Annotated in this window: 11 protein-coding genes and 1 tRNA gene; 10 read left to right on the forward strand and 2 right to left on the reverse strand. The window is 70.7% G+C overall.

Annotation, left to right across the window (positions count from 1 at the left end):
• Positions 1-127 precede the first annotated feature (127 nt).
• Positions 128-868, reverse strand: a complete 741-nt coding sequence (locus tag ACZ592_RS33390) for a GntR family transcriptional regulator (RefSeq protein ID WP_471585435.1) — start codon at positions 866-868, stop codon at positions 128-130.
• A gap of 211 nt (positions 869-1,079) precedes the next feature.
• Between ACZ592_RS33390 and ACZ592_RS33395 the strand changes: the two genes are divergently transcribed.
• From ACZ592_RS33395 to ACZ592_RS33415, 5 genes are all read left to right on the forward strand, one after another.
• Positions 1,080-1,424, forward strand: a complete 345-nt coding sequence (locus tag ACZ592_RS33395; RefSeq protein ID WP_471585436.1) for an SCO3933 family regulatory protein — start codon at positions 1,080-1,082, stop codon at positions 1,422-1,424.
• The gene (locus ACZ592_RS33400) at positions 1,424-2,746 is read left to right on the forward strand and encodes an FtsK/SpoIIIE domain-containing protein (RefSeq protein ID WP_471585437.1); all 1,323 of its coding nucleotides are present in this window, start codon (positions 1,424-1,426) and stop codon (positions 2,744-2,746) included. The genes ACZ592_RS33395 and ACZ592_RS33400 overlap by 1 nt, the downstream gene beginning before the upstream one ends.
• A 219-nt stretch (positions 2,747-2,965) precedes the next feature.
• Positions 2,966-4,336, forward strand: coding sequence for a replication initiator (locus ACZ592_RS33405; protein ID WP_471585438.1), 1,371 nt, complete (start codon positions 2,966-2,968; stop codon positions 4,334-4,336).
• A complete protein-coding gene (locus ACZ592_RS33410; protein ID WP_471585439.1) occupies positions 4,326-4,541 on the forward strand; it encodes a helix-turn-helix transcriptional regulator in 216 nt (71 codons plus the stop codon). Before ACZ592_RS33405 ends, ACZ592_RS33410 begins: the two co-directional genes overlap by 11 nt.
• The gene (locus tag ACZ592_RS33415) at positions 4,538-5,923 is read left to right on the forward strand and encodes a tyrosine-type recombinase/integrase (protein WP_471585440.1); all 1,386 of its coding nucleotides are present in this window, start codon (positions 4,538-4,540) and stop codon (positions 5,921-5,923) included. The genes ACZ592_RS33410 and ACZ592_RS33415 overlap by 4 nt, the downstream gene beginning before the upstream one ends.
• 241 nt (positions 5,924-6,164) lie before the next feature.
• On the opposite strand, the gene ACZ592_RS33420 is transcribed toward ACZ592_RS33415, so the two are convergent.
• Positions 6,165-6,236 (reverse strand) — tRNA-Arg (locus ACZ592_RS33420).
• Positions 6,237-6,445: 209 nt separating this feature from the next.
• Here ACZ592_RS33420 and ACZ592_RS33425 point away from each other — a divergent pair.
• The 5 genes from ACZ592_RS33425 (at position 6,446) to thrC (ending at position 12,204) form a co-directional block, all read left to right on the forward strand.
• Entirely contained in the window at positions 6,446-6,934 is a 489-nt protein-coding gene (locus ACZ592_RS33425) for a response regulator (protein ID WP_471585527.1), read from the forward strand.
• 177 nt (positions 6,935-7,111) lie between these two features.
• Positions 7,112-8,287: an ArgS-related anticodon-binding protein NrtL gene (gene nrtL, locus ACZ592_RS33430; RefSeq protein ID WP_471585441.1), complete on the forward strand. Its 1,176-nt coding sequence runs from the start codon at positions 7,112-7,114 to the stop codon at positions 8,285-8,287.
• Positions 8,288-8,360: 73 nt separating this feature from the next.
• Entirely contained in the window at positions 8,361-9,752 is a 1,392-nt protein-coding gene (lysA, locus tag ACZ592_RS33435) for a diaminopimelate decarboxylase (protein WP_471585442.1), read from the forward strand.
• A 94-nt stretch (positions 9,753-9,846) separates the two neighbouring features.
• Positions 9,847-11,139: a homoserine dehydrogenase gene (locus ACZ592_RS33440; protein WP_471585443.1), complete on the forward strand. Its 1,293-nt coding sequence runs from the start codon at positions 9,847-9,849 to the stop codon at positions 11,137-11,139.
• A gap of 6 nt (positions 11,140-11,145) precedes the next feature.
• Positions 11,146-12,204 carry a threonine synthase gene (thrC, locus tag ACZ592_RS33445; RefSeq protein WP_471585444.1) on the forward strand — a complete coding sequence of 353 codons (1,059 nt, stop codon included), beginning with the start codon at positions 11,146-11,148 and terminating at the stop codon, positions 12,202-12,204.
• Positions 12,205-12,212 lie beyond the last annotated feature (8 nt).

Consider the following 12,212-nt stretch of genomic DNA (forward strand, 5'->3'; position numbering starts at 1 on the left):
GTAGCGGGCCGAAGGCAGGAGCGGCAGCCCCGGCGGAGCCGTGAGCCCGCCCGGCGGCGCGGAGCGGCGCCGGGTACTTGAAGAAGTAGAGAAAGTCTGAACCGTGCGCTGAATCCAGCGTGGCTCGCTACAGCCGGAACGCAAGCTCCAAGTCATGCCCTGGAAGGTGGAACTCCTCCAAGGCTAGCGGCTTGTCCGTGGCTGTGAGCGTGACTCGGAGGATGTGCAGCATCGGCACCCCGTCGGCGAGTCGGAGGGTCTGGGCCTGATCCGGGAGGGGCATGCGGGTGCGGATGTACTCAGTGAAGTGGAGTTCGTGGCCCAGCTCGGCGAGCGCGTTGTAGAGGTGCGGAGCCGGCGGCGGGGGCTGCTCCTCGTATTTGGTGTCCAGGAGAACCGAGAACGGGATGTAGGTGCGGTGGAGTTGGCGTAGGCGGCCCTGGTCGGCGGTCTGCAGGGCGTCGTAGGTGAACAGGGGCTCGCCGGGCGGGATACGGAGTAGGTCTGCCAGGGCAAGCGGGGCGTCAGTGCGCGTCGCCGTGGGCTCTTCGGCGTCGGTCCAGCGGATGCCGTCGGCCTCTGTGTATGAGCCGTCGGAGGCACGGCGGACGCCCCGGGGGAGCGTGAGGCTGGGGCGGTTTTGGGGAGAGCGGGCGAACGTGCCTCGGCCCATGATGGCCTCGACCAGTCCAGACGCCCTTAGTTCGGTGAGGCCCTGACGGACTGTCGGGCGCGTCACGCCGAACTGCTTGGCCAGTGACTCCTCAGAGGGGAGCGGCTGGCCGGCCGGGAAGGTGCCGTCCAGGATGCCTTCGCGCAGGTAGTCGGCGATCTGCCGGTACTTCGGCTGCGTGTTCTTTGGCGGCATGCCCAGTCCTCCGTGGCCTTCGGCCTTCGGCCTTCGCGGCTTGTGCGTTTCCGTAGACGAGCTGTCCACGAACGTGGACAGCTTCTCTTATCCCAACACGGTTCACAACCCGTACTACGGGTCGCCAATCTGGACTCACGTCACCCGTACTACGGGTGGTCTAGCAACCCGCAGGACTCGCTTGCGGGTGCCCATGAGAGGAGTCCAAGAAGTGGCAACCCTTCCGATCGACACCGCCAAGTTCACGGGGATCATCTGCGCCGTGCCCCCGACTCCGCGGCTCGTCAGCCGTGAGTCCGGGCAGGTCCGGGTGGACCGGGACACCGGCAAGACGCTGAATCAGGTGGGCCTGTGCCTGATGGCTGGCACCTCGGCGGACGTGGTGAACGTGAGCGTTCCCGGTGAGCCGTCCGGCGTGCAGAACGGCACGCCTGTCTCCGTGCGCGACCTCGTCGCCATCCCTTGGGAGAACGAGGGTCGGCACGGGATCGCCTACCGCGCCGCCGAGATTCGACCTCTGCAGGCGGCCTCTGCCGCAAAGGGGGCCGGGCAGTGATGACCCTGGCGTCCTCCGACCCGGCGGCCGGGGCTATCTGGCCGAGTTGGGTCCTTGTGGTCGCCGCCGTCGTGGTGCTGGGCCTGTTGATAGCGGGCCCGGCGCTTCGCCGGAGGCATCCGGCTGCCTGGTGGCTGTTACTCGGCTACCCGGCCGCCGCTTTCCGCGTCACCCGCACCTGGCGGGCTCTCATGGCAGGGTGCGGACTCGCCGTGAGTCGTCGCCCGGCGCTGACGGTGGTGGCCGGGCTCGTCGGCAACGGGGCTCCGCCGCCCCAACCCCGCGTTCCCCGTTACGGGTTCATCCGGCCCACGCCTACCGGCTTCGTCTTCCTGGCTCGCCTGCTCCCTGGGCAACTGCCCGAGGACTTCGTGAAGGCGGCTCCCGCCATGGCGGAGGACTGGCAGATCCACGCGGTCCGGGTCACGTCCCAGCGGCCCGGTGTCGTACGGATCAACGCCCTGTACGCCAACCCGCTCGCCGCACCACGGGCGCCGCACACCCGTGGACCAGGGCGACTGCTGCGGGTCGTCGTCGGGACACTGGAGACCGGAGCGGCCTGGGTCATAGACCTGCGCCACATACCGCACTGGCTGATCGTCGGTGCCACCCGTTCCGGCAAGTCGACGCTGATCAACGCACTCGTCGCCGGTCTCGCGCCGCAACCGGTCGCCCTCGTGGGCATCGACTGCAAGGGCGGCATGGAACTGTCGCTCTACGGGCCTCGCCTCTCCGCCCTCGCGACCAACCGGAGGCAGGCGGTGCGGCTGCTGTCCGCGCTGGTGGATCTCACCCTCGATCGCATGACGGTCTGCCGCGCGGCCGGCGTCCGCAACATCTGGGGCCTCGCGGAGAAGGAACGGCCGGTACCGGTCGTCGTGATCGTCGACGAGATCGCGGAACTCTTCCTCGTCGCCGGGCGCCACGAGAAGGACGAAGCACACGCAGCAGGTACCGCGCTGATCCGGCTCGCCCAACTCGGCGCCGCTCTCGGGGTGTTCCTCGTCGTCGCCGGACAGCGCGTCGGCTCCGACCTCGGCCCCGGGGTGACCGCGCTCCGGGCCCAGCTCGGTGGCCGGGTCTGCCACCGGGTCGCTGATCCCGGTACGGCGGAAATGACACTCGGCGACCTCAACCCTGACGCGCTCAAGGCTGCTCAGGCCATCGCTCCCGAAGAGGCCGGCACTGCCGTGCTCGCCTCTGGCGATGGCTGGGAGCGCGGCCGGTCTCACCTGATCACCGAAGCGGAGGCCGAAGCCGTTGCCGCCGCCCACGCGCACCTGGCACCCGCACTGCCCGAACTGTCCGTCGCCCTGGCCTGACAAGGAGAGTCACCGTGCTGGTCACCACGTCGGCCGTGCTGCTGCTCGGCAACAGGTCGTCCTGGTCGCCCTCGACGACACCGAACGCCGACTCTGCCCCGGACATGCCGCTGCGGTCTGGCTGACCGACCCGACGTACCGCTTCAGCGCTAAGACCCCGCCGGATGCCATCGCCGCCGTGATGGGGCACGCCTTCGGCCCCGGGGGCGGTGGTCGGCGATGAACGCGCCGTTCTCACCCTCCCCGGGCGTTGCCGCTCTCCTGGAGCGGGCGGCACAGCCGGACTTCCCCGGTTGGCGTCGCGCCATCGTCCGCCTAGGCGGCTGCACCAACCCCGTTCATCTCGTCGGCTCCAGCGTCCTGGTGGACACCGCCACGGGGGAGACCTTGGCCGGTGCCGAGGAGCCCAGCAGTCCGGCCAGCGCGCGGCGTCTGCTGACCGCCTGCGGGAACCGCCGGGCATCCGTCTGCCCTGCCTGCTCCCGCCTCTATCAAGCAGACACGTACCAGCTCGTACGCGCCGGCCTCGTCGGCGGCAAGGCGGTCCCGGAGACGGTGGACACGCACCCCCGGGTGTTCGCCACTCTCACCGCGCCCGGCTTCGGACCGGTCCACACTCGCCGGGAGCAGTCGGGCCGCGTACGCCCGTGCCGCCCCCGGCGGGGTGCCGCGGACTGTCCGCACGGCCTGCCCCTCGGCTGCACCCTCCGCCATGCTGCGGACGACCCTCGCCTTGGCGAACCGCTCTGCCCGCGCTGCTACGACTACGCCGGAGCCGTGCTCTGGCAGTCCTGCGCGGGCCTGCTCTGGCACCGCTTCGGCATGAGCTGCGACGGGAGATCGCCCGCCGGGTCGGAATCTCCCGCACGGAGCTGGGGGGCCCGGGTCTCGTACGCCAAGGTCGCCGAGTACCAGCGGCGCGGCCTGGTCCACTTCCATGTGGTCGTCCGCCTCGACGGCCCGGACGGACCGGACTCCTTCCCGCCCACCTGGGCGAGCATCGCCCTGCTTGCTGATGCCGTCCCGGCCGCAGCCTCCCGAGTGCGGCTGCGGGCGCCGGGTAGCTCGGTCGTCGGGGCCCGGGTGCTGTGCTTCGGCGCGCAGATCGACGTACGCCCGGTCGCCGCTTCCGCGACGGGAGAGCGGCCATCGTCGGGGGCTGTGGCCGGGTACATCGCCAAGTACGCGACCAAGGGCGCCGAGTCGGCCGGCGCGGTTGACGGGCGTATCCGTTCCCCGCGGGAACTGGTCCTTCTGCCGGTGCGGGCGCACGTGCTGCGGATGATCGGTACGTGCTGGTGGCTCGGCGGCCTGCCCGCGTTCGCCGCCCTCGGCCTGCGTCGCTGGGCCCACATGCTCGGCTACGGCGGTCATTTCTCCACCAAGTCCCGCCGCTACTCGACCACTCTCGGTGAACTCCGTCGTACCCGCGCCGACCACCGGGCCGAGGAGCAGCGAGCCGCGCTCGGCTTCGCCGGCCGTCCCGTAGCCCTGGTTGGGAATTGGCGGTACGCCGGGCGCGGCTTCTCACCGGAAGGGGCGCTGCTCGCGGCCTCCGTACGGCAAGGCGGTTGTCGGCATGGCGCGTAACCGGCCATCGGCCGAACTCCTCACCGTGCGGCAGGTCCTGGAGGAGTTAGGAGGCGTCTCCCGCCGCACCTTCTACCGCTGGCGTGAACTCGAACTCGCCCCGACCTGCATTCGCCTCCCGAACGGCCAACTCCGTGTGCGCCGCGACGTACTCGACGCCTGGGTGGACGAGCGGGCGGAAGGCGTGGACGGGGATGCGCGGTGAAGTCGTACAAGGTCGTCATCTGGAAGCTGAGCGTGAATCGCTCTGCCAAGAAGCCAACTCATCTCGTGCGTTGGTCAGCGGAGGGCGAGCCGTTCCACGACTCCTACAAGACCAAGCCGCTCGCCGACCGCTTCCGCGCCAAGCTCCTGCGTGCCACGGAGAGAGGCGAAGCCTTCGACACGGTGACGGGCCTGCCCGACTCCCTACGGGGCGGCAAAGTCGCGCTGAGTTTCGTGGAACTGGCCGTGAAGTACCTCGATGCCCGGTGGGCGGAGGCTTCGGCAAAGCAGCGCGACAGTGTCACCGATGCGCTGGCCACGGTCCTGCCGGTCCCCGTGAAGGCGTTGCGCGGGCGGCCTGACCCATCAGCCCTGCGTCGGGCGCTGCGGTCGCACCTGCTGCCTCCGCCTCGTCGAGAACGGGAGCGTCCCGAGGAGATTGCCGCTGCCTTGGCCTGGCTGTCGAAGGCGTCCTTGCCGGTGGTCGAACTCTCTGAGGGAACCCGCGCACAGGACCTGGTCGACGCGCTCACCCGACGTCTCGACGGCAAACCGGCCGCGACGCAGACCTACCGGCGTTGCCGCGCGGTGGTCTTCAACGTGCTGCAGTACGCCGTCGAACTTGGCGCACTGACCGTCAACCCGCTCTCGCAGGTGCGCCGGACTCGGGGCAAGCGGGCGGTGCATGAGGTTGATCGGCGCGTGGTGGTCAATCCCCGGCAGGCGCGGGAGCTGCTGACCGCGCTCACCTACGTCGGCGAGTACGACCGGGCGAGCGGCCGTCGACTCCGCGCCTTCTTCGGGTGCCTGTACTACGCGGCGGTGCGACCCGGCGAAGCACTGGGCTTGCGTCGCTCGGACTGCTTCCTCCCGGAGAAGGGATGGGGCCGCATCGAGCTGGCGGAGACCCGGCCGACAGCCGGGAAGGCGTGGACGGACTCTGGCGAGGCTCACGATCGTCGTGGACTCAAGCAGCGGGAAGCCGGTGAGATCCGGACTGTGCCCATCCCGCCCCCTCTGGTTCGACTGCTCCTCGACCACATCAAGGAGTTCGGTACGGCTGCGGACGGGCGTCTCTTCTCCAGCGAGCGGGGCAACGTCGTCGCGGCCTCGTCGTACTCGCGGGTCTGGAAGCAGGCTCGGGAACTGGCGCTCCCTCCGCAACAGGTCGGGTCGGTCATGGCGGCCCGGCCGTACGACCTCCGGCACGCGGGAGTCTCACAGTGGCTCAACTCCGGCGTCCCCGCGCCTGAAGTAGCCGCGCGGGCCGGGCACTCGGTCGACGTGCTGCTGAAGATCTACGCCAAGTGCGTCGACGGCCAGGAAGCGGAGATGAACGACCGGATCATGCAGGGGCTGGGGGAGGGGGACGGCGAGACCTGAGACCGAGGGAAGCCCGCTGAGAAAGGCCCTGGAGCCGTTGTGCTCCGGGGCCTTCTCCATGCCATCGACCGCACCCCGAAAACGGCCGCTCACCTGCACCAACAGCCGCCAAGATCATTACGTAGCCATTACGTGATCACTGGCAAACGACTGCTTCAGCCCGCCTCCACCTGCATATACAAAAAGACCCCGTCGTCAGCGTCTCCGCTGGTGACGGGGTCTTAGGCACACTTGCACAGTGTGCCCCCGGCAGGATTCGAACCTGCGCACACGGCTCCGGAGGCCGTTGCTCTATCCCCTGAGCTACGGGGGCGTATCAGCGCTGTTTGCGCGGTGACGGGTAGAACACTACCAGCTCTCCGGGGCTCTCCATGAACAGGTATTTCGAGGCCTCGACGGGGGTGCCGGAGCGGGTCCGGGCGGCGGGGCGGAGGCCCCCGTGCACGCGCTCCGCACGGGGCGGAAGTAGGGAAAACCGGGACGCGGTGGCGGGCGCGGACCTACTCTCGAGTTGTGCCAGGCATGCCCGGCCGCGTGCTTGTTGTGGACGACAACAAGGTCATTCGGCAACTGATCAGGGTCAACCTCGAGCTGGAGGGCTTCGAGGTCGTGACCGCGGCCGATGGTGTCGAATGCCTGGACGTCGTGCACCAGGTCCAGCCCGATCTGATCACCCTCGACGTCGTCATGCCCCGGCTCGACGGCCTGCGCACCGCGGCGCGGTTGCGCGCCGACGCGCGGACGCGGAACCTGCCCGTCGTCGTCATCAGCGCCTGCACCCAGTACGAGGTCGAGAGCGGGCTCGAGGTCGGCGTCGACGCCTTCCTCGCCAAGCCCTTCGAGCCCAACGAACTGGTCGAGGCCGTCCGCCGGTTGATGGGGCGCGGCGGGCGCGGACCCGGACACGATCCCGGCCATCAGGGGCCCGGACGCGGATACACGCGCGACCGCGGCCCCGTGCGGAACGAGTGCCGGGCCAGCGGGTCCGGCGGGAGCGAGCGCTCCGCGTAGTCCCACGTGACGTACCGATACGTACGTAGGCCGATGCGTACGTAGTACATGTCCCCACCTGCCCACACCCGCCCCCACGCGCTCACTCCTCCCGTGCGCCGGCGCCCCCGTCCACATCCCGGACTATCCGGGAAACCAAGTCGCGTTCCGGCCCCCCTCCTCCCATACGCTTGTCCCGTGACACCCGTCGAGCTCTCCCGCACCGTGCTGCGCGCCATGCGCCGTGCCGTCGATGCCGGGGAACTCAGCGTGGTGCTGCCCGAGGCCGGGAGCGTGCGCGTCGAGCGGCCGCGGCCCGGGGGGCGCGGGGACTACGCCACCAATGTGGCCCTGCGGCTGGCCCGTGCCGCCGGGCGGTCGCCGCGGCAGGTGGCCGAGGTGCTGTCCCCGCGGCTCGTCGCGGAGCCCGGTGTCGCCGGGGTCGAGATCACCGGGCCCGGGTTTCTGAACATCACCCTCGCCGGCAGCCGCGCCGAGACTCTCGTGCGGGACATCCTTGAGCGCGGGGGCTGCTACGGGCATGTCCACCCCGGCACCGGGGAGCTCGCGCAGCTCCACGTGGCGCGCGAGGTCCGCGCCGTCGTCGTCGCCGACAGCGTTTGCCGGATTCTCCGGTCCCAGGGTGCTCTTGTCCGCGTGACCTGCGACGAAGCGCCGGATCCCGCGTGGGTGGATGTGCTGGGCGTGCGGGTGGACGCATGGGGGAGGCCGCCCGTGCCGCTGACCGGACCCCGCCCCGTCCCCGCCGGAGCGGACCCGCTCCGCCTCGGCCGCGACGCCGCCCGGTGGGCCCTGCTCCATCCCGCCGCCCACGACCGTCCCCGTGTCAGCCCCGAGCAGGGCGGCGACGAGCATCTGGCGCAGCGTGAGGCCAACCCGCTCTTCCGGGTGCGGTACGCCTGCGCCAGGGCCCGCGCCCTGACGCGCAACGCCGCCGCGCTCGGCTTCGACGCCGCTCCCGGCGACCTGGGACACGGCGACCTGGGACAGGGCGACCTGGGACACGACGACCCGGGACACGGCGACCCGGCGCACGGCGCCCCCGCCCGCGATGGCCTCGCCCCCGGCGACACCGTCCTGCTCGACGCCCTCGGCGACCACCCGGCCGTCCTCGCCGCCGCCGCGCGCCACCGCGCCCCCGACCGCCTCGCCCGGCACCTCGTCGCCACCGCCGACGCCTTCCTCTCCTTCCAGAGCCCCCCGCAGGGGACGCCCGGAGGTGGCGTGCTGCCGCTCGGTGACGAGAAACCCTCGGCCGCCCACCGTGCCCGGCTCGCGCTCGCCGAAGCCGCCGGGACGGTGCTCGCCGGTGGCCTGTCCCTGCTCGGCATCAGCGCACCCGAATACCTGTGACATCCGTGAACGTGAGAGAGCATGCGACGGATGTGACGGACGTAACACACGTGAGAGACGAGACGACACAGCCATGAGCCGTTCCGCACACCCCGCAGGGCCCCGCCACGCCGACGTGCTCCCCGAGGGGCACTACAGCGCGCCGCCCGCCGACCTCAACGCCCTGGACGCGAAGGTCTGGTCCCGCACCGTCACCCGTACCCCCGAAGGTGCCGTCAGCGTGGGCGGCATCGAGGTGACCCGGCTCGCCGAGGAGTTCGGCACGCCGGCGTACTTCGTCGACGAGGCCGACTTCCGCGCCCGCTGCCAGGCCTGGCGCGACGCCTTCGGCCCCGGGGCCGACGTCTTCTACGCGGGCAAGGCCTTCCTCTCGCGGGCAGTCGTGCGGTGGCTGGACGAGGAGGGGCTCAACCTCGACGTGTGCAGCGGTGGTGAGCTCGCCACCGCCCTCGCCGCCGGGATGCCCGCCGAGCGCATCGCCTTCCACGGCAACAACAAGACGCCCGAGGAGATCGAGCGGGCCGTCGAGGCCGGCGTAGGGCGCATCGTGCTCGACTCCTTCCAGGAGATCGTGCGCGTCGCCCACATCGCGGAGCGGCACGGCAAGCGCCAGCGCGTGCAGATCCGCGTGACCGTGGGCGTCGAGGCGCACACCCACGAGTTCATCGCCACCGCCCACGAGGACCAGAAGTTCGGCATCGCGCTCGCGGGCGGGCAGGCCGCCGAGGCCGTGCGGCGCGCGCTCAAGCTCGACGGGCTCGAACTCATCGGGATCCACTCCCACATCGGGTCGCAGATCTTCGACATGGCCGGGTTCGAGGTCTCCGCCCGCCGCGTCGTCCAGCTGCTCGCCGAGGTGCGGGACGAGCACGGCGTCGAGCTGCCCGAGATCGACCTCGGCGGCGGCCTCGGCATCGCGTACACCTCCGACGACGACCCCCGCGAGCCGCACGAGATCGCCAAGGCGCTGAACGAGATCGTCACGCGCGAGTGCGCGGCCGCGAAGCTCAGCACCCCGCGCATCTCCGTCGAGCCCGGCCGCGCCATCGTCGGCCCGACCGCCTTCACGCTCTACGAGGTCGGCACGATCAAGCCGCTCGAAGGGCTGCGCACGTACGTCTCCGTGGACGGCGGCATGTCGGACAACATCCGCACCGCGCTGTACGACGCCGAGTACACCGTCGCCCTCGTCTCGCGCTCCTCGGACGCCGACCCCGTGCTGGTGCGCGTCGTCGGCAAGCACTGCGAGAGTGGGGACATCATCGTGCGGGACGCGTTCCTGCCGGCCGACCTGGCGCCCGGCGACCTGATCGCCGTGCCGGCGACCGGCGCGTACTGCCGCTCGATGGCGAGCAACTACAACCACGCGCTTCGCCCGCCCGTCGTCGCCGTCCGCGGCGGCGAGGCCCGGGTGATCGTCCGGCGCGAGACGGAGGAAGATCTCCTGCGTCTCGACGTCGGATAATGAAATAACCGTCTCAGGATCCGGACAATGGACAGAAAGTCCGTTCCGGTGGGTGAGACTGGTTCCACCGTAGATGTATGAGAAGTGAGGTCGGATGATGCGTACGCGTCCGCTGAAGGTGGCGCTGCTGGGCTGTGGGGTTGTCGGCTCAGAGGTGGCGCGCATCATGACGACGCACGCCGACGACCTCACAGCCAGGATCGGCGCCCCGGTGGAGCTCGCCGGGGTCGCCGTCCGCCGCCCCTCCAAGGTGCGCGAGGGAATCGATCCCTCCCTCATCACCACCGATGCGACCGCCCTGGTCAAGCGCGGCGACATCGACGTGATCGTCGAGGTGATCGGCGGCATCGAGCCCGCACGGACCCTCATCACGACCGCCTTCGAGCACGGTGCCTCCGTCGTCTCGGCGAACAAGGCGCTCATCGCGCAGGACGGCGCCGCGCTGCACGCCACGGCCGTCGAGCACGGCCGCGACCTCTACTACGAGGCCGCCGTCGCCGGCGCCATCCCGCTGATCAGGCCGCTGCGCGAGTCCCTCGCCGGCGACAAGGTCAACCGCGTCCTCGGCATCGTGAACGGGACGACCAACTTCATCCTCGACGCCATGGACACGACGGGGGCCGGGTATCAGGAGGCCCTCGACGAGGCCACCGCCCTCGGGTACGCGGAGGCCGACCCGACCGCCGACGTCGAAGGCTTCGACGCCGCCGCCAAGGCCGCGATCCTCGCCGGCATCGCCTTCCACACGCGCGTGCGCCTGGACGACGTGTACCGCGAGGGCATGACCGAGGTCACCGCCGCCGACTTCGCCTCCGCCAAACGCATGGGCTGCACCATCAAGCTCCTCGCCATCTGCGAGCGGGCCGCCGACGGCGGGTCCGTCACCGCGCGCGTGCACCCCGCCATGATCCCGCTCAGCCACCCGCTGGCATCGGTGCGCGGCGCCTACAACGCCGTCTTCGTCGAGGCGGAGGCCGCGGGACAGCTGATGTTCTACGGCCCCGGCGCCGGTGGCTCGCCCACCGCGTCCGCCGTCCTCGGCGACCTCGTCGCCGTCTGCCGCAACAAGCTCGCCGAGGCCACCGGGCCCGGCGACTCCGCGTACACCCAGCTGCCCGTGAGCTCCATGGGCGAGGTCGTGACGCGCTACCACATCAGCCTCGACGTGGCCGACAAGCCGGGCGTGCTCGCCCAGGTCGCGACGGTCTTCGCCGAGCACGGCGTATCGATCGATACGGTCCGTCAGACGGGGAAGGACGGCGAGGCCTCCCTCGTCGTCGTCACCCACCGCGCGCCCGACGCCGCCCTCACCGGCACCGTCGAGGCGCTGCGCAATCTCGACACCGTGCGTGGTGTCGCCAGCATCATGCGGGTTGAAGGGGAGTAAGCAGCAATGACCCACCAGTGGCGCGGAATCATCGAGGAGTACCGGGACCGTCTTCCGGTCTCCGGCACCACGCCGGTCGTGACGCTCGGCGAGGGCGGCACGCCGCTCGTGCCCGCACAGGTGCTCTCCGAGCGGACGGGCTGCGAGGTCCACCTCAAGGTCGAGGGCGCCAACCCCACCGGGTCCTTCAAGGACCGCGGCATGACCATGGCGATCACCAAGGCCAAGGAGGAGGGCGCGCAGGCCGTCATCTGCGCCTCCACCGGCAACACCTCGGCGTCCGCGGCCGCCTACGCCGTACGCGCGGGAATGGTCTGCGCGGTCCTCGTGCCGCAGGGCAAGATCGCGCTCGGCAAGATGGGCCAGGCCCTCGTCTACGGCTCGAAGATCCTCCAGGTCGACGGCAACTTCGACGACTGCTTGAACCTCGCTCGAGGCCTGTCGGAGAACTACCCGGTGGCGCTGGTCAATTCGGTGAACCCGTTCCGCATCGAGGGCCAGAAGACCGCGTCGTTCGAGATCGTCGACGCGCTCGGTGACGCGCCCGACATCCACGTCCTTCCCGTCGGCAACGCCGGCAACATCACCGCCTACTGGAAGGGCTACAAGGAGTACGCGGCCGACTCGGTGTCGACCCGTACCCCCCGGATGTGGGGCTTCCAGGCCTCCGGGTCCGCGCCCATCGTGCGCGGCGAGGTCGTCAAGGACCCCTCGACGATCGCCACCGCGATTCGCATCGGCAACCCCGCGTCCTGGGACTTCGCCCTGGCCGCGCGCGACGAGTCGGACGGCTTCATCGACGAGGTGACGGACCGTGAGATCCTGCGCGCCTACAAGCTGTTGGCGTCCCAGGAGGGTGTCTTCGTCGAGCCGGCGTCGGCCGCGTCCGTCGCCGGTCTGCTGAAGGCCGCCGAGCAGGGCAAGGTCGACAAGGGGCAGAAGATCGTCTGCACCGTGACCGGCAACGGCCTCAAGGACCCGGACTGGGCCGTCGCGGGCGCTCCGCAGCCCGTCACCGTCCCGGTCGACGCGGCGGCCGCGGCCGAGCGTCTGGGCCTCGCGTAACCGCAGGC

The organism is Streptomyces sp. NPDC040622 (assembly GCF_055593965.1).

Coding starts and splice junctions, on each gene's coding strand:
- ACZ592_RS33390 (WP_471585435.1), bottom strand. CDS start 868: ATGCCGCCAAAGAACACGCAGCCGAAGTACCGGCAGATCGCCGACTAC.
- ACZ592_RS33440 (WP_471585443.1), top strand. CDS start 9,847: ATGATGCGTACGCGTCCGCTGAAGGTGGCGCTGCTGGGCTGTGGGGTT.
- thrC (WP_471585444.1), top strand. CDS start 11,146: ATGACCCACCAGTGGCGCGGAATCATCGAGGAGTACCGGGACCGTCTT.
- lysA (WP_471585442.1), top strand. CDS start 8,361: ATGAGCCGTTCCGCACACCCCGCAGGGCCCCGCCACGCCGACGTGCTC.
- ACZ592_RS33410 (WP_471585439.1), top strand. CDS start 4,326: ATGGCGCGTAACCGGCCATCGGCCGAACTCCTCACCGTGCGGCAGGTC.
- ACZ592_RS33425 (WP_471585527.1), top strand. CDS start 6,446: ATGCCCGGCCGCGTGCTTGTTGTGGACGACAACAAGGTCATTCGGCAA.
- ACZ592_RS33405 (WP_471585438.1), top strand. CDS start 2,966: ATGAACGCGCCGTTCTCACCCTCCCCGGGCGTTGCCGCTCTCCTGGAG.
- ACZ592_RS33400 (WP_471585437.1), top strand. CDS start 1,424: ATGACCCTGGCGTCCTCCGACCCGGCGGCCGGGGCTATCTGGCCGAGT.